This window comes from Domibacillus iocasae, from assembly GCF_001750285.1.
Taxonomy (GTDB): Bacteria; Bacillota; Bacilli; order Bacillales; family Domibacillaceae; genus Domibacillus; species Domibacillus iocasae.
In genome coordinates this window covers 89,831-112,274 of the sequence record NZ_MAMP01000020.1, presented here as the reverse complement: position 1 = coordinate 112,274, position 22,444 = coordinate 89,831, and the positions used below count along the sequence as shown (strand labels likewise).

The window sequence follows — 22,444 nt, the reverse complement described above, 5'->3', positions numbered from 1 at the left end:
ATACATATGAAAAAAACATGGATGGCACTAGGCTTGTCAGCGGCGTTTCTTGCAGGCTGCGGATCAGAGGAAGCAAATGCACCGGAAACAACAAATGAAGAGAGCGCAACAGAAGAAACAGCGGCTTTTCCTGTAACCGTAACGGGAGCGGATAATCAGGAAGTGGAGGTTGAAGCGGCACCGAAGCGCATTGTGACGCTTGCACCGAGCAATACAGAGATCGCGTATGAATTGGGGCTTGGCGAAGAAATTGTTGGTGTATCTGATAACGATACATACCCGGAAGATGTACAGAACAAAGAAAAAGTGGGCGGTATGGAATTTAACGTTGAAAAAATCATCAGCCTTGAGCCGGATTTGGTTTTGGCGCATGATTCTGCCGGCGGGGCTGCTGAAACAGGCGTTCAGCAGCTGCGCGATGCAGGCATCGACGTCCTTGTGATTAACAACGCCGACAGCATTGATCAAATGTACAAGTCTTTTGAATTAATTGGCGAAGCAACAGGTACAACAGCAGAAGCGGAAACAGAAGTAGAAGAATTGAAAGCTGGATTTGCAGCGCTTGAAAAAAAAGCAGCGTCGATTAAAGAGGAAGACGTGAAAAGTGTGTTCTTTGAAGTTGATCCAACGCTTTACACAGCAGGAAATGGCACATTCTTAAATGAAATTTTTGATCTTGTAAACGTTGAAAATACAATGGCAGATCAGGAAGGCTGGCCGCAAGTAACCGAAGAAGCGGTGATTGAAAAAAATCCGGATGTTATTTTGCTGAACTACGGTTCTTATGTGGAGAACGCGGTTGACGGCGTGTTGACGCGCGAAGGCTGGGGAAATGTCAATGCGGTGAAAAATAAAGAAGTCGTTGAAGTGAATGCGGATATTACGAGCCGTACCGGCCCGCGTCTTGTAGAAGGAGCTGAATCCATTGCGGAAGCGGTCTATCCGGACGTTTTTGCCCAATAAAAAAACGGCGTACGCTTTTGCTCTTTTGTTTTTAATTACGGCTGTTTTTGCCGGGACAGCAGTCGGAACTATTCATGTTCCGTTCCGCCACATTGCCGTGATTTTAGCGCATCACTTATTCGGCACAAGTCTTGATCTTGATGCGTCGATTGACAACATTGTCTGGAAAATTCGTTTTCCGCGCGTGGTGCTGGCCGGTTTAATCGGTGCATCACTGGCAATTGCAGGAGCAGCGTTTCAAGGGCTGCTCCGTAATCCGCTGGCAGATCCTTATACACTTGGTGTGTCATCAGGTGCATCAGTCGGTGCAGTCATGGTCCTGTTTTTTAATCTTTCTATTCCACTTTTTGGCGGATTCACTTTGCCGATTGTCAGCGTGTCGACCGCCATTTTAACAATTTTTTGCGTGCTGTTGTTTGCGCAGACGATTGAGCGGTCGATGAAGCTTGAAACGATTATTTTAACAGGCATTATTTTCAGTTCTTTTCTCGGTGCATTTATATCATTGATGATTGCGCTCACGGGAGAAGAACTGAGGCAAATTATTAACTGGCTGCTCGGCAGTGTTTCGATGCGCGGCTGGCCGTATGTGCAGCTGATAACCCCATTTTTTATCGTTGGCGCGCTCATGCTTATCTATATGGCACCTGAATTAAACGCGATGTCATTTGGTGAAGAAAAGGCAAAGCACCTCGGTGTGAATGTGCAGCGGAAAAAGATGATGGTGCTTATTGCCGGTTCTGTTTTAACAGGCGCGGCGGTTGCTGTATCCGGCACAATCGGGTTTGTTGGTTTAGTTGTTCCGCACTTTGTCCGTTTATTAATTGGACCGGATCATCAGCATCTATTGCCATTGTCAATGATAACAGGTGCCGGATTTTTAATTTTGGCTGATTTAACGGCGCGCACGATTATTTCACCGACAGAGCTTCCGATTGGCGTCATTACGTCATTGGTGGGTGCACCGGTGTTTGCGCTTATTTTATTAAATAAAAAACGAAAAGGGAGCGTCGCGTGATGCTACAGGTAAACGAGCTTTCAGGAGGATACGGAAGCGGGCTTATTGTCCGCGGCGTATCCTTTTCTGTTAAACAGGGGGAACTGTTTGGCATACTTGGACCGAACGGAAGCGGAAAAACGACTTTGCTGAATATGATCAGCGGATTAACAAAACCGGAATCAGGCACAATTTTTGTGAAAGATAAGCCGATTGAATCTTACACACCAAAAGAACTGGCGCGTGTTGTGGCGGTGCTGCCGCAAATGACATCCAGCCAGTTTGCGTATACAGTGAAGGAAACGGTCTCGCTTGGCAGGTACGCGCATCAAACCGGCTTTTTTAAATCCTGGACAGATGAAGATGAAACAGCTGTACAGGAAGCGATGGATCAAACGGGTACGTCTTTGTTCGCAGAGAAACCACTATCTGCCCTGTCTGGGGGGGAGCGGCAGCGTGTATTTTTAGCACAGGCACTGGCCCAGGAGCCGGAAATTTTATTACTGGATGAGCCAACAAATCATTTAGATTTATCGTTTCAAAAAGAGCTGCTTGATTTGCTGAAAAAAATGACAACGGACGGCTTAACGGTTATATCCATTTTTCACGATCTAAATTTATCTTCTTTATATTGCGACCGGCTTTTATTAATGGATGAAGGGCGAATTCACACGATCGGGTCACCTGCGGATATTATGATTGAACAGCATATCCACGATGTGTATGACACGAACGTTCAGAAGCAGGCGCACCCGGAAGTGCCAAAGCCGCAAATGAGTCTCCTGCCGGAAATGGCTGTGCAGGAAGACGTTGACATTAACGAGCAGTTTCTTGAACGACATGGCGATTATCTTGCAATTCGTCCGCCGGTGCCACTCAAGTCACTGTCATCCGGCGTTATTGGTGCCGGGTGGGGATGGCGGAGTACTTTTGTGAACCGTCACGTTGATCAAAATTACAATATGGACAATTTTGAAGAAGAAGCTGCAGCTTATTTTGAAGAAAATGGGTTTGATTTGAATGAAACAGTCGGCATGATGACAGCGGTGAAAATGGAGGATGCGGCTTGGCGAAAAGAAACGAAGGAAGACGTATCTGTTTTCGTTGTTGCCACAGCTGGTGTCGGCAATGCGGTGGACGTAACACAGCCCCGCGGAAGCTGGAAGGAAAAAGTGACACCAGGAACGATCAACATTTGGGTGTTTGTAAATGGAAAATTATCAGAAGAAGCTTTTGTACAAGGACTGATGACGGCAACAGAAGCGAAAGTAAAAGCACTCGCGGATGCGGGCGTCCAAGATCCAAAAACAGGCACAATCGCGACCGGCACGTCGACTGACAGCATGTTGATTGCTGCCACGCAGCGAGGTGCATATCAGCAATTTGCCGGTTCTATTACACCTCTTGGCATTGCAATCGGACGGGCAGTTTATGTAGCTGTAACTGAATCGCTTCAAAAAACAGCCCGCAGAAAGGCGCTTTTATGATGACACATGCGGCGGCCATTGTCGCTGCACTGATTCTCGACCGGCTCATTGGTGATCCAAGGAATTGGCCGCATCCGGTTAAATGGTTTGGGTCATTAATCGCATTTCTCGATAAAAAATGGAATAAGGGCAGCAGGCAGTTTGAAAAAGGGATAGCGATGCTTGTAGTTGTACTTCTTGTGACAGGGATTTGTTCAGTCAGCCTTGTTTCTATCGCATCTCGTATTCCTCCGTTCCTTGCCATATTAATAGAAGCGATCATGATTTGGGCATCGATTGCTCCAAGAAGCTTAAAAGAAGCAGGCATGGACGTATACAATCCGCTTGCAGCGGGCGATAGACAGGAAGCAAGAAGAAAGCTTTCGTGGATTGTCGGACGTGATACAGAGAAGCTTGATGAAAGCGAGATTACCCGCGGAGCGGTTGAAACTGTCGCGGAAAACACATCAGATGGGGTCATCGCCCCACTGTTTTGGGCGATGATTGGCGGCGGTCCGGCTGCACTTTTATATCGGGCTGTTAATACATGCGATTCAATGGTGGGCTACAGGAATGAACAGTACGATCAATTCGGCAAGTCATCGGCCCGGCTGGATGACATCGTGAATTTTATTCCCGCCCGTTTGACCGCGCTGCTGCTTATTTTGGCTGCGAATAAGCCGTCAGCCATTCGCTGTTATGCATGGGGAATTGTCAGGCGTGATGCAAAAAAACATCCGTCTCCAAACAGCGGCTGGTGTGAAGCAGCTGTTGCAGGTCTTTTACAAATCGAATTAGGCGGACTGAATACATATAAAGGCGTAGTGTCAGATCGGGCACGAATGGGTGATCCGATTCATCCGCGCCAGGCTGAACATATTATTGAAGCCGCTAAACTAATGGAACGAGCCACGTATTTATTCGTGCTGCTGTTCCTTGCAGGAGTGATTATATATGAGTTTGCCGTCACATGGAGCGAACCCTTCCCATTTATATAGAGCATCTGGTGTTATGAAGCCATCATCTGTGATGGACTTCAGTGTTAATACAAATCCGTACGGGCCGCCAAATTGGCTAAAAGAAATGTGGCCCTCTTTTTTTGAGGCTGTTGAAGACTACCCGGATCCATCTGGTTACAAAGCAGCAAAGCTAATTGCCGAGCGTTTTGCCCTTTCTCCAGAAAATATTATGCTTGGCAATGGAGCGGCAGAAATTATTCATTTTATCGCCCGTCATGCTGCAGGCCAAAAAGTGGTCATTGTGACACCCGCTTTTTCTGAGTATGAAGAGGCGTGCCGCGCTTACGGCTGCAGGACTGAATATGTGCCTGTCGATGTGCAAAATTGGAAGCTGCCAATCGAGATACTTGTTGAGCAAGCGAAAGAAGCGGCGGTTTTATTTATTTGCACGCCAAACAATCCGACAGGCCAGGTATTTCAAACAGAAGACCTCCTCACCCTGCTCAAAGAAACACGCAGCTTTGGAACAATGATTGTCATTGACGAAGCCTTTTATGATTTTGCCGGTGACGAGTCGATAACTTCAGAGATTACGTCGTTTTCTCATTTAGCTGTACTGCATTCAATGACGAAAATGTACGCAGTCGCGGGTCTGCGTATCGGCTATTTAGCCGCTTCAAAAGAAATCATCAACAAACTGAAACCATACCGTCCGCATTGGAATGTAAATGCCATCGCGCTGCAAGTGGCCCAAAAAATTGCGTCGGATGCAGAGTATGCTGTCCGGACACGAAAATGGATTGATAAAGAGCGGGAGAGAATGATCAGAGAGCTAATGATGATCGGTTTTGTCGTTCTTCCGTCGGCTGTTAATTTTTATCTGATAAAAGATTCGGCCCTCGATAATCAGAAGCCGCTGCTTCAATTTTTGCTTAAACAGGGGATTGTGCTGCGGCACACAGAAAACTTCCATGGATTGGATGGACAATGGCTTCGAGCGGCCATAAAAAAAGAACAGGAAAATGATCAGCTTCTTTCTGCATTGAAAGAGTGGAAAAGCCAATGCTGATTTTTATTTCAGGCGGTGTGCGGAGCGGCAAAAGCGGTGTGGCAGAGAAGGTAGCGATGCGTGACCTTTATCCGGATGGAAGGCTTTTATATGTCGCATGCGGATCCCGGACGGACGCGGAGATGGACGAACGTATTTGGCATCATCAACAGCGGCGGGCATCATCCGGCTGCAGCTGGACAACGATTGAGAAGCACGTTGACATAGCGGAAATTGATGTGAAAGCGTCCGATACACTGCTGATCGATTGCGTGACGACACTTTTGGCCAATGAATATTTTCGTGATGATAAGCCAGCTGCTGAAGCAGGCGGGCGAATTACTAAAGGTATTGTAAAACTGGCAAAACAAACACACACGGTTGTTGTTGTATCAAATGAGCTTTCGTTTGAAGAGCCAGCCAGTAAGTTAACGAGTGATTATATGAAAAAACTCGGCTTTATTCACCAGCGGCTTGTTCAAGAAAGCAGCGTGGCGATTTTAGTGGAGCATGGTATTCCAATCATAAAGAAAGGCGGGGTCCAATGCGGGGGATTATGATTCAAGGGACATCGTCTGATGCCGGGAAAAGTTTTGTGGCAACCGCTCTTTGCCGCCTTCTTTTACAAAAAGGGTATCAGCCCGTTCCATTTAAGCCGCAAAATGTCTCGAATAATTCGTATGTGACAGAGGATGGAAAAGAAATCGGGCGTGCGCAAGGGCTGCAGGCAGAGGCGGCAGGACTTAAAGCGAATCCGTTTATGAATCCGCTTCTGCTGAAGCCATCTGGAAATGGCTCGTCCGAAATTGTTCTGTTTGGTGAAAGGCTTGAAGTGATGTCAGGCATGGCGTACCGAAAATCGTACTATGAGCAGGCAATTGACGCCATTAAAACTGGATTGAGAGAAGTGGAAAAGCTTGGTGATACCCTTGTCATTGAAGGCGCCGGCAGCCCGGTAGAAATGAATTTGAAAAAACGGGAAGTCGTCAATATGAAAACGGCAGAGCTTGCAGATGTGCCGGTTTTATTGACAGCGGATATTGACCGGGGCGGCTTGTTTGCAGCTGTTGTCGGGACACTTGCTCTTCTGGAAGAAACAGAACGCCAGCGTGTGAAAGGCATTATTATTAATCGGTTTCATGGTGACCCGGCCCATTTCGAAGACGGAAAGCTGTGGCTTGAGGAGCATACCGGCATACCTGTGCTGGCAGTACTGCCGTTTTTGCCGGGACATGCACTCGAAGGAGAAGATTCACGTTCCATTCGTGATGTACGCCGTGATCGGGCGGGTATTGATTTAGTTGTTATTCGTTTACCGTACGTTTCGAATGGCAGTGATATTGAGCCATTTGCGCTTGAAGAAGACGTGAGTATACGCTGGGTTCAAACGGCGGATGCGTTCGGTTCGCCGGATGCGGTTATTATTCCGGGGACGAAAAGTGCATTTGCCGATCTGCATTTTTTAAAAGAGACTGGACTAGCGGCAAAAATCCATGCATTTTCCGAAAATGGCGGCACGGTGATGGGCTTGTGCGGCGGATTTCAGCTAATGGGCAGAACGTTAGCTGATCCAGATGGGAGCGACACCGGCGTGCCGGGCGCTGCGGAAATTGCGCTGGGGATCATCCCTGCTGATACGGTTTTTAAAAATAAAAAAACAGTCGTCCGGACAGAAGGAGTGGCAAACGGTGTTTCACTGTCTGGATATGAAATTCATTTTGGTGAAACAGACGTGGAGGGTGAACCGTTTTTAATCGCTGCCGGTCATAAAGATGGATATCGATCAAATGACGGGCGGATTTGCGGCACATACTTGCACCATTTATTTTACAATGACTTATTCCGGGCGGAATGGTTAAACAAAATTCGCCGGTCAAAAGGGCTGAACGAGCGGCCGCCGGCGGATTTGAACCAGGACAGCACGTATGACACAATTGCTGCGCATTTAGAACAGCACCTTGACTGGCCGGTATTTGAAGCCATTTTGGAGAGGCAGCGATGAAGTCATACGTATACGCTGCTGGAATCATCATTCAATTTTTTACGATTCTGCCTCTGCACCGGACACTGCCGATGGATAAAGCAGAATTAAAAGCAGTGCTGCATTTGTTTCCGCTGCTTGGACTTGTTAAAGGGCTTCTTTACGCCGCCGTTTTTTGGAGCTTGATCGAATGGAGTCCGTTTTCTCAACTGTCCATTGCATTTCTCGTCTGGCTTCTGCCGATTGTCTTGACAGGGGGGCTTCATTTGGATGGCTGGATGGATTGGGCGGATGCCCACTTTTCTTTTCGTGATAAAGACAAGCGACTTGCGATATTAAATGATCCAAGGGCAGGCGCGTTTGGAGTACTGGCACTCGTTCTGCTGCTGTCAGCTAAATTTTTGTTTGTGTTTGAAACAGTCCGGGCGGGCAGTCAATACACATTGGTCATTCTGCTGATTCCATTTTTCGCTCAAATGCTGACGGGCTTGTTCCTGCAGTTTGTGCCGCCGGCTAAAACAGAAGGGCTCGCTGCTTTTTTCCAAAAAGGGCATTCAAGGCTATTGCCGGTTGTTTATAGCTTATTTCTAGTCTTTGCCGCGTTTTTTTATATTTGGCATCCGCTTTTTTGGAGTATGGCCGGCGCTTCATGGATGTATTTTGTTTTTATAAAACAAGGGATGCAAAAAGAATTTGGCGGCATGACGGGTGACTTGCTCGGAGCCTCTCAGGAAGGAGCGGAACTGCTGTTATGGATGATTGTGTGGCTGTCGGTCTCTTTCGCCACGGGCTGACAGATGCGAATAAAAACCGCCAGTTTTGTGGCTGGACAGATGTCCCGGTTAATGAAGAAGGAATAGCGGCGCTCAAGCGGCTGTCAATTCCGAACTATGATTGGATAGTGACAAGCGACTTAGCAAGGTGTATACAGACGGCAGCCGTTTTTTGGCCGCAAACTCTCACAACATCGAAAAAGTTCCGTGAGTTTTATTTTGGGGAATGGGAAAAGAAAACACATGGTGAACTTGAACATGTGCCGGAATATGGCGCTTGGCTTGAAGACTATTCTCTTCAAGTGCCTGGCGGTGATTCCTATGCATCGTTTGCAAAAAGGATTGAAGAAGGATTTCAGGATGTCTTAAAAACGATGGCAGACCAAAATATATGCCGGACGGCGATTGTTACCCATGGCGGTGTCATCCGCCACTTATTATCCGTATGGGCACCGGATGCGAAAACATTTGGTGAGTGGTCGTCGGAAAATGGGCATGGGTATGAACTGTCCGGCAGTTTGTCAGCGATGAGGAGGGGAAACCGATGCACTTCGTTACAGGCGGTGCCTTTAACGGCAAAAAGAAATGGGTAACTGTCTTTTATGAATTGGACAAGACACCGCATCAATGGCATTCTTTTTATGATGAAAAAGAACTGCCGGATTTTACAAAAAACATCGTTGTTCTGGAAGGGATTGAGCGGTATATCCGGATGCTGCTTGAACAGGAAGAAACGCCGGTTGCCGCCCGCTTGTTCTTTAAAAAGAAGTTAGACGGATGGCAGAAAGAAAGCAGAATGATTGTCATGATCGGCACGGATATCATGAAAGGCATTGTGCCAATGAATGCATTTGATCGGCATTTCCGCGATGCGGCCGGCTGGTGTTTTCAAGATGCAGCTGAAGCGTCAGAACGTGTTGATACGGTTTGGTACGGCATTGCAGAAACGATAAAGGAGGATAAAAAATGAGATTGTATACGAGAACAGGCGACAAAGGTGAAACGAGCATTATTGGCGGGCGAGTAGGAAAAGATAATATTCGCGTAGAAGCATATGGAACCGTTGATGAATTAAATTCAGTCGTCGGCATGGCGGTTACCGAGCTTGATCCGGTGAAATTCGAAGATATTTTATCTGATTTGGAAACGATCCAGCATGAGCTGTTCGACTGCGGCGGGGACCTCGCGACGATAAATGGCAAGCGCGGATTTAAGCTGCAGCAGGAATCGATTGATGAAATGGAAAAGAAAATTGATGTCTACATTCAAGAAGCTCCGGAGCTTGAGCGGTTTATTTTGCCCGGCGGTTCGAAAGGCTCAGCTCATATTCATCTTGCACGAACAGTGGCACGCCGGGCTGAGCGGCTCGTCGTTGCGTTAATGCGGACGGGCGAAGAAGTTCACCCGCCTGCATTGAAATATTTAAATCGCTTGTCTGATTACTTTTTTGCGATTGCCCGGGTGGTCAACTTCCGTGAAGGTGTAAAAGATGTTGAGTATGTGCGCAGCGCAAATGTGTTCCGGGGCGGAAAACGAAAAGAGGATAGCTAATGAATGCAAGAAAAGTAAGCTGGCTCGCGCTGTTTGTTGCGTTATCGGTTATAGGCAGCATAATTAAAGTCCCGTCACCGATTTCAAGTGTGGCGCTTGATTCATTTCCCGCCCTGATGGCCGCGGTTTTACTAGGGCCGGCCGCGGGCGCTCTGACCGGCGCTTTTGGCCACCTCGTTTCCGCGTTAATTGGCGGTTTTCCGATGGGACCTTTGCATATCATTATCGCGATTGAAATGGCCGCGATTATCTGGTTATTCGGGGTACTTTATATGGCCGGGCATAAATGGAGCGCCTTGCTATCTTTTGTTTTATTAAATGGCATTGTGTCACCAGCACCTTTCATTCTGTTCATGGGTATGCCGTTTTACATAAGTGCAGTGCCGGCGATTACAATAGCGGCGGCTTTCAATGGAATTGCAGCTTATATTCTCATCCCGCGTATTGCACCAGCGTTTGCGAAACGCTATGGAGACCTTCATGCGTGACGTTATCCGGACGAATGGGCTTGTTATTGCGGCGGATAACAGCGGCTCAATCGGGGGAAAAGAGCAGGACACCGTTCAGGCGCCATATGAAGTAGTTGGTTATTTTTCGGCGCGGGTCGCATTGATGGAATGTATAGCGGCTGGAGGAGAGCCGTTTGCAGCAGTATTGCACAATTTTTCAGGTGATGCGGCTTGGAAGCCGCTGTGTAAAGGAATCAAGAAAGCCGCCGCTGAACTTGACTGTGAATTGGAACTGACCGGCAGCACTGAGTCGAATTTCACCATGCAGCAGTCAGCAGCCGGTTTTGTGGCTATTGGCCGCCACGTTCGGGATACCGATCAAATTGAACTGGAAAGCGTTAGATATGGAGTCATTGGAAAACCGCTTGTTGGTTCTGAAGTGATGGCGTGTCTGGATGACGTCGCACCGCTTTCCGTTTTTCGGCAAATTGCTCATATGGAAGGTGTATATACGGTATTGCCCGTCGGTTCGAAAGGCATTGCGTATGAACTGATGCAGCTCACTGGCAGAAGCGGACACTGTGAGCTTGATATGATAAAATCCGCAGGGCCGTCTACTTGTTTTATCGTAGCGGTTAAAGAAGAAGCAGGTACACAATTAGAAAGTATGACGAATCATGTTTATTGGCTCAAAATGTATGACTAATCCTTCTGTTGCTCCACTGGCATATGTGCCATGTGGAGTTTTTTTGTTTGTGAAATTAAGGAATTTTATTTTTGGAGATTCGATAGTAATATAAAGATAGGAACAAAGATTGTACCGGATTCCAGCAGAGCCGGGATGCCGCTTGACCGTTCCACACGCCATTAGTAGTTCTCTTTACTCAAGCGGTGACCTTGTCGTCAACGGCCAAGGTCTCTATCATTGCCGGGTGCGTACAGGGAATAATATTTTTATTCATGTTGTTTGCAGAGGTGGAGAAATTGTGGCCGGACAGAACGTAACTATTCATGAAGTCGGTTCGGAAGCGGGTTCGAAAACAAATATTCAGGTGCCGGAAGATGGATTTATCAAAATTGATCATGTATTTCAGGATACGACGATTCAAATTGGGAGGTGTGTATACACGTTCGCTTGTAGGGGCTGAGCATATTCATGCCCGTTTAAATAAAGGCGGCATGATAATATTGCGCTGAAAAATGAATCTATTTGCTTCTGTTATGCGTATACAAAGTATAGAACAAATAGGAGGGAATAACATGATGATAAAATGGGCCGCAGCAGCAGGGTTATCCACCATTCTTTTGAGTGGGTGCAGCTTGCTTGATGAAGCGAACAATACGTTGACATATACCAGTGATATGACTGATTTTTTAAATGAAACACAGCAATTTGCCAATGAGGTCCCTGCCTTGCTTGAAGACGCCGCTTCAAACCCGGACATTATTCAAGATGTTCAAACTCATCTTGAAAGCTTGCAGCAGGACATTGATGAAGTGCAGCAAATGGAGGCTCCAGCTATTGCAGAAGGCGTGCATGGTACGCTGCTTGATTACAGCACACAGCTTGAATCCGGCGTTAATGATGCGATGGCCAAAATAGAAAATGGCATACTTGACCCATCCGCTCTTTTTGAAAACACAGAACTGCTCCAGACGGTAGAAGAATTGCAGCAGCTTCGGACGAACATCGAACAGCTTGGGCAATAAACAGACGCGGCTATACGTGCCGCGTCTGTTTTTTTGATTAAAGTACGTACAAAAAGACACTTAAAAAATGAGAAAGGCTGCCGAGTAAAATAAAGATGTGGAAAATTTCGTGAAAACCCATTTGCTTTATTTGCATCCAAGAGGGCTTCAATGCGTAAATCACCCCGCCGATTGTGTAGAAAACCCCGCCGGCAACAAGTAGGACGAGCCCGCCGGTTTCGAGGCTTGAGGCAAGCGGTGCAAAAACAAAAACGGCCATCCAGCCCATAACAATATATAAAGCCGTTGAAAGCCATCTCGGGCAGTTAAACCAAATCATTTTAAAAGCAATGCCTAGGAGGGCTGTGAGTGATACAACCATAAACAATGTCCAGCCGGTTTGATTATTTAAGCTTATTAAACAAAAAGGTGTGTAAGATCCTGCAATCAAAACAAAAATCATCGAATGGTCCAACCGTCTAAAAAAAGCAATAACGGAATCTCGGGCTATGACCCAATGATAAAGAGTCGAAGCGGAATACAAAAGAATTAAGCTGATGCCAAAAATGCAAACAGCGGCAATGGAAGATGCTGAATCGACAGCCACAGCTTTGATGATCATGGCAACAAGCGCGGCTACAGACAAAATGACACCGGCAAAATGGGTTAAAGCATTAATGGGTTCTCGGATGATAGAATGCATGTGAATACCTCCAAGTCATAAGTAGTTTTTATAACTATATATAATGATATTGTTATTCTATAATATAGTCAAGTTTTACATATAAACGATATTCTCCTATAATAAAAAGAACATAACTATGTGAAAAGCGGGTGTTTATGTGGAAAAACTGACAGGCATTTTGAATGAATTGAATCTTAATAACCAGCTGACACCGGATAACATACCGAATATTGACTTATATATGGACCAGGTCATTCAATTGTTTGAACACACATTTGAAAGCTCGACCCGGAATCCGGAAGAAAAAGTCCTGACGAAAACAATGATTAACAACTATGCGAAAGGAAAATTGTTATTTCCGATTAAGCAAAAAAAATATTCAAAAGAGCATTTGCTATTGATCAGCCTCATTTATCAATTGAAAGGAACATTGTCCATTAATGACATTAAAGCAACACTTTCAGGGATAAATGAGCAGATTGAGGATCTCGATTTGGATTCGTTTTATGAACGGTATTTAACAGCGGCGGCGGATAACGTAGAGCAGGGGAAGAAGGATATTGCAGAGCGCGTAAATGAAATGACAGCAGATACGGATGAACTCAGTCATGTCCTGCAAATTTTAGCTCTCGTTCACATGAGCAATATTTATCGGAAAACAGCGGAAAAGCTGGTTGATCAATTGGCAGAAAAAAAGAACCTCTTGTGAAAAAAAGAGGTTCTTTTTTGTTTATTGCGCTGCTATACCGCCATTAGTCCGGTATTGGCCTTCTTAAAGCGCTGCTGTATGTTTGCTGATATCGCTGTTTTCCTTGTAACTTTTTTATCATTTTTCCTCTCCATTATGAAACTGCACTGACGAGAGTCTAAGATGATTGATGCATGTCCTCAGCGTACGCTTTATTCGTCAAACGTCAATTGAATTGGGTTTGAAAACAATAAAAAACCAGGAAAACCGTTTAACCGGAATTCCTGGTTTTTATTACTTCACACTTGATGCGCCAACAAGTGACTCCGGCGAACGCCCGAGAACAAGTAAGCTGATTTTTGCATAGCCTGTTTCTTTGAAAGAGGTGAAAAGCTCCTTTAACACGGCGATGTGCTCATCATTTTTTAATGTTTGTACTTCTTTTTTGTAAAGACGAAGCACAGAGCTGTACGGGATATTCGGCAGACAGTCTGCGGACTCTTCATTCATAATCAGGCAGCCCATATATTGATATTTCAACTGCAATGCCCGTGTTAAGCCGGCGATATGCACCATTTTGTCAAATAAATCAGGATACGAGTGCTGTAGATGATCGACAGCTTTTTTTGCTTCTTTTAATTCATCAATGCTGCGCAATGTAGCAATCATGCTGTTTCCTCCCTTATCTATCCCATGGTTTTTTGAGTGTCAAGTATTCCGCAAGCTCTTTGCTTTTCGTTCTGCGAAGCTTACGCATTTCCGCACGGTCTTTCGCTGTTTCAAACAAAAACTTCTCTTCTTCGGTTTCTGGAATTACCCCTGGCACTTCTACCGGCTTTTTATTTTCATCCAATGCAACAAATGTTAAAAAGGCTGTAGCTGCAATGCGGCGGTCTCCAGTCGCAATATCTTCAGCAATGACCTTGCAGAAAATTTCCATCGATGTCCGACCAGTAAACGACACAAACGATTCAACACAAACCGAATCGGTTTCACAGATGGCATCTAAAAAGTCGATCGAGTCTGTTGAGGCTGTTACACACTGCTTTACGCGGGAATGGCGTCTTGCAGATAAACAGGCGGCGCTGTCAATTTTTTTCATCAGCACACCGCCGAATAAAGTTTGATAATTATTTAAATCGCATGCTAACACTTGATCCGTGTGAACAATGCGGCTTTCACGTGTTTTAATAGCTTCTTTTACTACAGTCATGTTTGTTCATCCCTTCCATACCGTCAGTGTACGCCCGTTCAGAAAGGAAGTAAAATGGTTCTTTTTTATTTGAAATATAGCTTTTATCTATGTAAATGCTTCCATGTATAGGTCCTCCGCATGAAAAAAACGGCTCTAATCAAGGAGAGCCGCTTTTGAAAACTGTTCTTTTGTAAAATGAAGCCACTCTTTAGCGGCGTAGGACAAGTATTGATTTTTCCCCCAAATGATGGCCAAATGCCAGTTAATGGATGGATTAACCACTTTCACTGCACACACGTGGTCATGCAAGTGCCGGCAAATGCTTTCCGGTAAAAGAGAGATGCCGAGTTTTGACGCGACCATTTCTTCGATAAAGGACCACTGGGAACTTTCAGAAATAACGTGTGGATGAAACCCCGCATTGTTACAGGAAGAAATGATCCGGTCATTTAGTGCAAAGTCTTTATTGAACAAAATAAACGATTCGGAAGACAGCTCTGCCAAGTCAACTTCCGCCCGTTTTGCAAGCGGGTGGGAGATTGGCAAAATCAACATTAAATCTTCTTCCATGAACGCATAATGATTGAATATATTATCCTGTGTCGGGAGGACGATGACACCGACATCCAGCTCGTTCTGTTCAACGGCTTCTTCGATCGATTTTGAGCCTTCTTCTTTAAGCTGAAACGTAATACCGGGGTACTTCTCATGAAACAAGCCGACGACTTTCAAAAAAAAGTGAGCGTCAAAAATAGGCGGCAGCCCGATCCGGATGTGGCCGGTTTTTAATTCAAGCAAATTGTCAAGTTCTGTTTCCAGAGTATGAAATGCCTTGTTAACGAGCTTCGCCTGCTCTAATAAAATTCTGCCCGCATCGGTTAAAATAAGGTTTCTTTTTGAGCGGTCAAACAATTCCACGCCAAGTTCCGTTTCTAAATTTTTAATCATTTTGCTGATGGTCGGCTGGGTAATAAACAAATGATCGGCCGCTTTTGAAAAGCTGTTGAAATTCGATACTTCAATAAAATACTGCAAATGTTTAATGTCCATGTTTGTTCATCCATTTCTTTCGTAGTCGCTCCATGATTCCATCTGATACAATAATACAAAAAACAGCGGAATGGTGAATATGACGGATCATACACATATGGAACTTGAACTCGAAGCGATATTACATGCGTCTAACGATAATATTATTGTAACGGATGGAAATGGAATTGTATTGCGTGCCATTAAAAACAGCCATGAATTTTATGGAGAGTTTTCTGAAAAGATGATTGGCCAGTCTGTTTATGAACTGGAAAAAAAACATATTTTTTCACCATCTGTGACGATCAAAGTGCTGGAGCAGAAAAAAGAAGTGCAGCTAATGCAAAAAACAGCTGCCGGCAAGATCATTATGGTCAAAGGCATTCCTGTGTTTGACAGTGAAAATAATATCGTCCGGGTTATCAGTCTTTCCCATGATTTAACGGAGATACAAAAATTAAAAGAAGATTATGAAAAGCTGCAGTCGAAAGTAGCACATTATGAATCGGAAATTGAAAAACTTAAGGAGCAGGAAACGGCATTTGACCTGTTGACAACCAACAGCTCAAAAATGAGAAAAGCGCGTGAAACAATGAGGCGTGTCGCGAAAAGTGAGGCAGCTGTTCTTCTTTTCGGAGAATCCGGTGTTGGGAAAACCATTTTTGCCCGAGCGATTCATCAAGAAAGTGACCGGCGTAAAGGAGCGTTTATTGAAATGAACTGTGGTGCCATTCCGGTGAGCTTAGCTGAATCGGAAATGTTCGGCTATGAACCGGGTGCCTTCACCGGGGCAAGTCAAAAAGGAAAAAAAGGATTGATTGAATCAGCGGATGGGGGGACGCTTTTTTTAGATGAGATTGGTGAATTATCACTTGAGCTGCAAGTGAAATTATTAAAATTGCTGCAAGAAAAAGAAATAACCAAGATCGGTGCTGTGGAAAGCAAAAAAGTGGATTTCCGGCTTATCGCCGCGACCAATCAAGATTTAAAAAAAATGGTAGAAGAAGGGACGTTCCGCGAAGATTTATTTTACCGGCTTCATGTTGTTCCGGTCGAAATTCCGCCGCTTAGAGAACGAAAAGAAGACTTTCCAATGCTGCTCGACATCTTTTTAAGTCAATTTAATCGGAAATATAATAAAAATATGCGTCTGCACCCGGATTCTATATCAAAGTGTCTTTCTTATAAGTGGCCGGGAAATGTACGGGAGCTTGAAAACTTAATTGAACGGCTTGTCATTCTTTCCGATCAAACAGTCATACCGCCCAGCCTGTTTTCTTTTGAATCTGAACAGGAGCGCACAGAAGAAAACTGGTCATCCTTACATTTGTTTCAGCAGGAAGGAAAAACACTGAAAGAAGCGATAAATGAAATAGAAAAGCAATGGCTGCTTCAAGCAGAAAAAGAAGGCCGTTCCACCTATGAAATGGCAAAGATGCTTGGAATAAGCCAGCCGACTGTTGTGCGCCGGTTAAAGCAGCTTCAAAACGATTCAAAATGAATTGATTAATTCATTTTGAATCGTTTTCTTTTTGTTTTTGATTCATTTTGAATTAACAAATGTTCAGAAATGATTAGTATACAGGCTTTCTGTATTGGCACAGTTCTTGCAAATATAAAAAGGATAGAGAAAATAAAAAATATATTTATATAATATTTATTATCAAATTATTTTTGTGAGTGATTTACAAAATAGATATATTTGTTTATTTAAAAGGATTTTAAAACCTTTTTTTAAAAATCTAACAAAAAATACATATGAGTTTAAGTTTCTTGAAATAATTTATAAGAAATTTAATGGAAAGGAATGACACGTTAATGATTAAAGAAAAAACAGCAGCAGAATTAAAGGAATTGGACAAAAAACACTTTTTTCACCCAACTTCAGCCATTAAGCAGCAGAGGGAAAGCGGTCCGGCATTTATTTTTACAGAAGGAAAAGGGATTTATTTATACGATGAAAACGGAACGAAAGTAATTGATGGCATGTCTTCTCTTTGGAATGTCAATGTGGGTCATGGGCGGAAGGAACTTGGAGAAGTGGCGATGGAGCAAATGTCCAAGCTTGCTTTTAGTTCTTCTTTCACTTCTTTCAGCAATGAGCCGGCCATTCGGCTTGCTGCCAAAATTGCGGAGATCGCCCCTGGCGATTTAAATGCCGTATTTTTCACATCCGGTGGTTCAGAGTCAAATGATACGGCTTATAAGCTGGCCCGCCATTACTGGGTGCTGAAGGGACAGCCGCAGCGCCGGAAAATCATCTCCAGAACGAGATCTTATCATGGTGTCAATGTCGGTGCAACGAGCGCGACGGGGTTAAAACCATTCCGTGATTTCACCAGTTCACTGGCTCCGGATTTTTATTACGTCGACCATATGTCACCTGATGCGCTGCGTGAATTGATTAAACAAGAAGGTCCGGACACAATCGCGGCTTTTATTTCAGAACCAGTTCAAGGTGCCGGCGGTCTGCACATTGCACCGGAAACCTACTTTCAGGAAATTCGCAGCATCTGTGATGAATACGGTATTTTGTTTATAACCGATGAAGTAATAACTGGATTTGGACGCACTGGGACGCTTTTCGGAATTGAGCATTACGGTGTTGTGCCGGACATGATGTGCTTTGCAAAAGGGGTCTCAAGCGGATATGCCCCGCTTGGAGGCGTTGTTTTTTCACAAGCGCTTTATGATGAATTGGGTGAGCTGTCTACGGGCACGCTGCTTCACGGATATACGTACAGCGGACATCCTATGGCATGTGCCGTTGCATTGAAAAATATTGAAATTATTGAACGTGAGCAATTAGTGGAAAATTCAAAAGTGCGGGGCGCTGAAATGCTAAGCGGATTTGAACAAATAAAAGCAGCACATTCTATCGTCAGTGAAGCGCGTGGGCTTGGACTGATGGGTGGGCTTGAATTTCATCCGCAGCCAGGAGCTGAAGGTCCGTTGGCTCCGCTTGTGCTGGCTGAAGCAGCGAAGCGTGGATTGATTTGCCGTGCTGTTGTGCTTGAAGGGCAGGATATCCTCGTTTTTTCACCGCCGCTAATTATAACAAAAGAAGAACTACAGGAACTGCTTTCTATTTTAAATGCAGCAGTGAACGAGGTTGAACAATCATTGCAGAAATGAAGGATAAATGTGAAAACAGCAGCAGCTGCAATTATTGAAGTGATCAATCCAGCAACTGGTTTGGTCATTGGCTCAGTGCCGAAACAAGGACGGCTTGAAGCGGCCAAAGCAGTGGATGCCGCTTCTAGTGCTTTTAAAGAGTGGTCTGCCCGGACAGCGGAAGACCGCGGCGCCTTACTGATGAAGTGGCATCAACTTATCAATGAGTCTGAAGAAGAGCTACTGCCGGATGCGGATCTGGCCAAAGCAGTGGATGGTCTTATCGCGTCGAAATATCGAAATGCGGGGCAGACATGTATTTGTGCAAATCGTATATTTGTTCATGAAGCATGTGCGGCAGCTTTTACGGAAAAGCTGGCTGCATTTCGATTGACGGTATTATTGGGACCGGTTTATTTGCGGACAGTGGCTCTGTTATTAATGCAACGGGACCGGGTGCCATTTTGATGAGAATTTGGCTACTCCCATATGTAACATACGCGACAATTGCCGGCATTGCCATTATGTTAATCTTAGTGATTTTTATCGATTCCATGCGATTGCGGTTATTTTTGACGATGCTTATTGCAGGACGGCCTGTTATTTCCTTCTTTTAAAAAAAACAGACTGAAGAGCCGGAGAACAGCCATAAAACGACAGAAGGAAAGTTGATTAGTTTTTAATAAGTCTTCTGCTTCGTTTTCTGCTATACTGACAGAGTATTCAGACTGAAATGGAGGAATAGTGATGGCGTTTTATGCTGCCCTTTTACACATGATTGACCCTGAAAAAAACAAGGAAGTGCGCCCGCTTCATCTTGACTATTTAGCAGAACTCGGAGATAAGGTATTTGCGAAAGGGCCTTTTACAGACGGCTCCGGCGGCCTTGTTATCTATGAAGCAGATTCATATGAAGAAGCGATCGAGTTAGCCGAAAATGATCCAGCTGTGACTCATAAAGTACGCCGCTTAGAATTGAAAGAGTGGAATAAGAACTAAATCTGGTGCCCGGACCATTCCGGGCATCTTTTTTTTTTTTTTTTTTGAGTCAATAGTACTAATGTGGTGGAAAAGGGGTATGTAAATAAAAAGAAGGGATTTTCACGACAGACCTGCTTGTATTGCCTGATTTTTTTACAAAAGATGTATTAGACGCAGCTAGAATGCTTTATGAAGGAGGTGCTTATTCCTACGGCTATTATCATACGTATAAAGTGGAAATGGACGCCTATTTTTTGGTAGGAAATGTGTATTCAGTGAAACAGCGTAATGGTTTTATTTCGTCTCAAAGAGCCCTTTGAGGCGTTTCTTTTGGCTTATTAATCAGATTTTAATAGGGATGAGGAAGTTGTATGGTGAATGTGAAAGAATTTATTATAAATGCGTCTTTATTGATTGCGATTGTTTCAGTAAGTGGTCTTTTATACAAACAATTTTTAGTGAATGCATCGCCGCGTTTAAAAAATATTTTGCTTTTGTCGCTCGCTATTTTTTCTGGATGGATATCCATGTTTTTTGGTATTCATTTGGATAATGGAGTCATTTTTGACCTTCGTTTCGTTCCAGTCCTTGTTGTCGCACTGTTCGCTAAAAACGCCTTTTTTATTTTCGTTGTCGGGTTTGGGATTGGCCTCGCGCGCTTAACATTTGGAATAAGTGAAGCAGCGATTGCAGGATTATATAATATGATCGTGTTGTCTGCCGCAGGGATGGCTCTTCAACTGTTCTTTCCAAGGTTGACACGGATGAAACGAATTCTTTTGTCCGTTTTTACACTCAATTTTATCAATGTTTTATTCGTCGCATTTTTCGGCGTCATTGCTTTTGTGGACTATTTATCACTTATTATGCCTATCGTTCTCCCAATGAACATTTTACTCAGTTTCTTAATCGTTTGGATGATTAACGATTTGTATCACGAATATGTATCAAAACGAAACTTGATTGAATCTGCCAGAAAAGACCCACTGACTAAATTATATAATCGACGTGCATTTATGAACTATTTTCAAAAATTCTCATCAGGTGAGCATGGAGAAGAACCGTTCGTTCTTGCGTTTATTGATATCGACTACTTTAAACAAGTAAACGATACTTATGGACATATTGTCGGGGATCTTGTTCTCCAGACCGTAAGTGCACGGCTGCTTCATAATTTACGCAGTATTGATATTGTTGCACGCTACGGCGGTGAAGAATTTGTGATCATTTTGCCTGATTGCACAAAAGAAAACGCAATAGAGGCGATCGAACGAATCCGTGAGACGGTCGCTGCGCAGCCCGTTTGTGTGAATAACATAGAAATTCCAATTACGTTTTCCGCCGGTCTGGCCGCGTCAAACGAGTTTACCGCGGAGCAATTATTAAAACGAGCAGATGATGCGCTTTATGAAGCGAAACAAAGCGGACGGAATAAAGTTATCTATGCAGCGGCAGAAGCTGCTTGTTCATAAATGATTCTTTGATTTCACATAACCATATCCATGGGTTCCCTCCCTTAAAAAAACAAAACAATTTGCCGGCATTTTGGTATAATGAAAAATGTTTGAAAAAAGGAGGGGATGTTAAAAATTGAATTCATATAAAAAAGCGGCATCTGGCCTATATATCAATTATTTTTTGCTTGGAATGGTTAATATCATGCTTTCATCGAATATGGCCTCATTGTCCGAGAAATGGGACACAGACAAAGCGGGTATCAGTTATATTATTGCCGCGATTGGGATTGGAAAGCTGCTTACATACGCATTATCCGGTCATTTGTCTGACCGGTTCGGACGGAAGCCGCTCGTTATTTTTGCGGCGCTCGCCATGGGTATTTTCCTCGTTGGTATTCCGCTGTCACCGATTTATCAAGTGGCATTTATGTTTGCACTTTTAGCAGGTGTGGCTAACTCGGCAATGGATGCGGGTTCCTATCCGGGACTGATTGAAATCTTTCCAAAATCAAGCGGATCGGCAAGTGTCCTGGTCAAAGCATTTATGTCTGTCGGCGCAGCAATTTTGCCGTTTATGATTTTGTTTTTTGCTAATCAGGGATCGTCGTACAGCTATGCATTTTTTGTACCGGCTGCGATTTTCTTTTTAAACATGCTGTTTCTCATGACGGTTACATTTCCCGACCACCGTGCGATTGTTGCAAGCCAGGCAGCCGAAAATGCCGGTCAGTCGAAGTTTTTATCAGAACCGAAATTTTCACGCGAAGGTATTGCGCTCGTCATTATTGGATTTACATCGACCGGTCTGTTCACGGTCGCACAAATTTGGCTGCCGAGCTATGGGGAAGAAGTGCTCGGTATGGCAGCCGAAAGCGCAGTGAAATTGCTTAGCTACTATAGCATTGGGGCGCTCGTCTCTGTATTGTCCTTGTCAATTTTACTGAAAAAAATGCTTCGTCCGGTAACGGTTATTGTCATTTATCCAATTATTACATTTTTGGCAATCACAACAATCTTAACAGTGAAAACTCCAGAAGTTGCGGTTGTAACAGCCTTTTTTATCGGCTTTTCGACAGCGGGTATTTTCCAGCTAGCGATTACGATTATGACCGAACTGTTTTGGCAGAAAAAAGGAACTGTAACAGGTATTGTGGCAACAGCAGCAGGACTGGCATCGATCGTCATGCCTCTCGTGACTGGTTTTTTATCGGAAACAGGCAACATTGCCATCATCTTTATTTTTGATGCATTTTTAGCTGTAATCGGCTTTGCATCGGCCGCATTTGTTTACTATCGATATGGCAGGATTGTAAACACGTCAAAAGATGCAGATGCCGAACGAAAAGCGCTCTGATAATCTAGATATAAAGTTTTGTTTTTTAAAATGAGATTGACTGAATAGAAGTTCATTTACTATAC

General features: G+C 44.2%; 25 protein-coding genes and 2 pseudogenes. 23 read left to right on the top strand and 4 right to left on the bottom strand.

From position 1 onward, the window contains the following. Positions 1 to 6 precede the first annotated feature (6 nt). The 15 genes from BA724_RS07475 (at position 7) to BA724_RS07410 (ending at position 11,897) form a co-directional block, all read left to right on the top strand. Complete coding sequence (locus tag BA724_RS07475) at positions 7 to 963, top strand: ABC transporter substrate-binding protein (RefSeq protein WP_069938041.1); 957 nt, start codon at positions 7 to 9, stop codon at positions 961 to 963. Then, entirely contained in the window at positions 926 to 1,981 is a 1,056-nt protein-coding gene (locus tag BA724_RS07470; RefSeq protein ID WP_069938040.1) for a FecCD family ABC transporter permease, read from the top strand. The genes BA724_RS07475 and BA724_RS07470 overlap by 38 nt, the downstream gene beginning before the upstream one ends. Continuing rightward, positions 1,981 to 3,447 carry an adenosylcobinamide amidohydrolase gene (locus tag BA724_RS07465; RefSeq protein WP_069938039.1) on the top strand — a complete coding sequence of 489 codons (1,467 nt, stop codon included), beginning with the start codon at positions 1,981 to 1,983 and terminating at the stop codon, positions 3,445 to 3,447. Before BA724_RS07470 ends, BA724_RS07465 begins: the two co-directional genes overlap by 1 nt. Then, entirely contained in the window at positions 3,444 to 4,424 is a 981-nt protein-coding gene (gene cbiB / locus BA724_RS07460; protein WP_069938038.1) for an adenosylcobinamide-phosphate synthase CbiB, read from the top strand. The genes BA724_RS07465 and cbiB overlap by 4 nt, the downstream gene beginning before the upstream one ends. Next, entirely contained in the window at positions 4,381 to 5,454 is a 1,074-nt protein-coding gene (gene cobD, locus BA724_RS07455; RefSeq protein ID WP_069938037.1) for a threonine-phosphate decarboxylase CobD, read from the top strand. The genes cbiB and cobD overlap by 44 nt, the downstream gene beginning before the upstream one ends. Next, positions 5,448 to 5,993: a bifunctional adenosylcobinamide kinase/adenosylcobinamide-phosphate guanylyltransferase gene (locus BA724_RS07450; protein WP_069938036.1), complete on the top strand. Its 546-nt coding sequence runs from the start codon at positions 5,448 to 5,450 to the stop codon at positions 5,991 to 5,993. The genes cobD and BA724_RS07450 overlap by 7 nt, the downstream gene beginning before the upstream one ends. Next, positions 5,978 to 7,435: a cobyric acid synthase gene (locus BA724_RS07445; protein ID WP_069938035.1), complete on the top strand. Its 1,458-nt coding sequence runs from the start codon at positions 5,978 to 5,980 to the stop codon at positions 7,433 to 7,435. The genes BA724_RS07450 and BA724_RS07445 overlap by 16 nt, the downstream gene beginning before the upstream one ends. Continuing rightward, positions 7,432 to 8,208 (top strand): adenosylcobinamide-GDP ribazoletransferase, encoded by a 777-nt coding sequence (locus tag BA724_RS07440; RefSeq protein ID WP_069938034.1) that lies wholly within the window; start codon positions 7,432 to 7,434, stop codon positions 8,206 to 8,208. Before BA724_RS07445 ends, BA724_RS07440 begins: the two co-directional genes overlap by 4 nt. Then, positions 8,166 to 8,780, top strand: coding sequence for a histidine phosphatase family protein (locus BA724_RS07435; RefSeq protein ID WP_069938033.1), 615 nt, complete (start codon positions 8,166 to 8,168; stop codon positions 8,778 to 8,780). The genes BA724_RS07440 and BA724_RS07435 overlap by 43 nt, the downstream gene beginning before the upstream one ends. Next, entirely contained in the window at positions 8,732 to 9,157 is a 426-nt protein-coding gene (locus BA724_RS07430; protein ID WP_069938032.1) for a bifunctional adenosylcobinamide kinase/adenosylcobinamide-phosphate guanylyltransferase, read from the top strand. Before BA724_RS07435 ends, BA724_RS07430 begins: the two co-directional genes overlap by 49 nt. Beyond that, positions 9,154 to 9,738 (top strand): cob(I)yrinic acid a,c-diamide adenosyltransferase, encoded by a 585-nt coding sequence (locus BA724_RS07425; protein WP_069938031.1) that lies wholly within the window; start codon positions 9,154 to 9,156, stop codon positions 9,736 to 9,738. The genes BA724_RS07430 and BA724_RS07425 overlap by 4 nt, the downstream gene beginning before the upstream one ends. Further along, positions 9,738 to 10,226, top strand: coding sequence for an ECF transporter S component (locus BA724_RS07420; RefSeq protein WP_069938030.1), 489 nt, complete (start codon positions 9,738 to 9,740; stop codon positions 10,224 to 10,226). Before BA724_RS07425 ends, BA724_RS07420 begins: the two co-directional genes overlap by 1 nt. Continuing rightward, positions 10,219 to 10,893: a hypothetical protein gene (locus BA724_RS07415; RefSeq protein WP_069938029.1), complete on the top strand. Its 675-nt coding sequence runs from the start codon at positions 10,219 to 10,221 to the stop codon at positions 10,891 to 10,893. The genes BA724_RS07420 and BA724_RS07415 overlap by 8 nt, the downstream gene beginning before the upstream one ends. Before the next feature lie 109 nt (positions 10,894 to 11,002). Next, positions 11,003 to 11,335, top strand: coding sequence for a DUF342 domain-containing protein (locus BA724_RS18285; protein ID WP_141719894.1), 333 nt, complete (start codon positions 11,003 to 11,005; stop codon positions 11,333 to 11,335). A 112-nt stretch (positions 11,336 to 11,447) separates the two neighbouring features. After that, positions 11,448 to 11,897: a DUF6376 family protein gene (locus tag BA724_RS07410; RefSeq protein ID WP_069938028.1), complete on the top strand. Its 450-nt coding sequence runs from the start codon at positions 11,448 to 11,450 to the stop codon at positions 11,895 to 11,897. Between the two features lie 37 nt (positions 11,898 to 11,934). On the opposite strand, the gene trhA is transcribed toward BA724_RS07410, so the two are convergent. After that, positions 11,935 to 12,579: a PAQR family membrane homeostasis protein TrhA gene (gene trhA / locus BA724_RS07405; RefSeq protein WP_069938027.1), complete on the bottom strand. Its 645-nt coding sequence runs from the start codon at positions 12,577 to 12,579 to the stop codon at positions 11,935 to 11,937. Between the two features lie 139 nt (positions 12,580 to 12,718). Here trhA and BA724_RS07400 point away from each other — a divergent pair, with 139 nt between their 5' ends. Beyond that, a complete protein-coding gene (locus BA724_RS07400; protein ID WP_069938026.1) occupies positions 12,719 to 13,270 on the top strand; it encodes a DUF1836 domain-containing protein in 552 nt (183 codons plus the stop codon). Positions 13,271 to 13,543: 273 nt separating this feature from the next. Here the strand turns inward: BA724_RS07400 and BA724_RS07395 are convergent, their stop codons facing one another. The 3 genes from BA724_RS07395 to cidR form a co-directional block, all read right to left on the bottom strand. Continuing rightward, positions 13,544 to 13,918 (bottom strand): hypothetical protein, encoded by a 375-nt coding sequence (locus BA724_RS07395; protein ID WP_069938025.1) that lies wholly within the window; start codon positions 13,916 to 13,918, stop codon positions 13,544 to 13,546. Positions 13,919 to 13,931: 13 nt separating this feature from the next. After that, entirely contained in the window at positions 13,932 to 14,462 is a 531-nt protein-coding gene (locus tag BA724_RS07390) for an acyl-CoA thioesterase (RefSeq protein WP_069938024.1), read from the bottom strand. A gap of 135 nt (positions 14,463 to 14,597) precedes the next feature. After that, on the bottom strand, positions 14,598 to 15,494 hold the full coding sequence (cidR, locus tag BA724_RS07385; protein WP_069938023.1) for a cidABC operon transcriptional activator CidR: 897 nt from the start codon (positions 15,492 to 15,494) through the stop codon (positions 14,598 to 14,600). A 79-nt stretch (positions 15,495 to 15,573) separates the two neighbouring features. On the opposite strand from cidR, the gene BA724_RS07380 reads away from it, so the two are divergent. From BA724_RS07380 to BA724_RS07350, 7 genes and pseudogenes are all read left to right on the top strand, one after another. Continuing rightward, a complete protein-coding gene (locus BA724_RS07380) occupies positions 15,574 to 16,974 on the top strand; it encodes a sigma-54 interaction domain-containing protein (protein WP_425389007.1) in 1,401 nt (466 codons plus the stop codon). Positions 16,975 to 17,291: 317 nt separating this feature from the next. Continuing rightward, positions 17,292 to 18,608, top strand: a complete 1,317-nt coding sequence (locus tag BA724_RS07375) for an aminotransferase family protein (RefSeq protein ID WP_069938021.1) — start codon at positions 17,292 to 17,294, stop codon at positions 18,606 to 18,608. Positions 18,609 to 18,617: 9 nt separating this feature from the next. After that, a pseudogene (locus BA724_RS19010) lies at positions 18,618 to 18,914 on the top strand (aldehyde dehydrogenase family protein); the annotation flags it as partial. Between the two features lie 23 nt (positions 18,915 to 18,937). Further along, positions 18,938 to 19,123, top strand: a pseudogene (locus BA724_RS19240) (hypothetical protein); the annotation flags it as partial. Between the two features lie 211 nt (positions 19,124 to 19,334). Beyond that, a complete protein-coding gene (locus BA724_RS07365; RefSeq protein ID WP_069938019.1) occupies positions 19,335 to 19,586 on the top strand; it encodes a YciI family protein in 252 nt (83 codons plus the stop codon). Positions 19,587 to 19,939: 353 nt separating this feature from the next. Next, complete coding sequence (locus BA724_RS07355) at positions 19,940 to 21,040, top strand: diguanylate cyclase (RefSeq protein ID WP_069938017.1); 1,101 nt, start codon at positions 19,940 to 19,942, stop codon at positions 21,038 to 21,040. Between the two features lie 118 nt (positions 21,041 to 21,158). Beyond that, positions 21,159 to 22,379 carry an MFS transporter gene (locus BA724_RS07350; protein ID WP_281181998.1) on the top strand — a complete coding sequence of 407 codons (1,221 nt, stop codon included), beginning with the start codon at positions 21,159 to 21,161 and terminating at the stop codon, positions 22,377 to 22,379. The last annotated feature ends 65 nt before the right edge of the window (positions 22,380 to 22,444 follow it).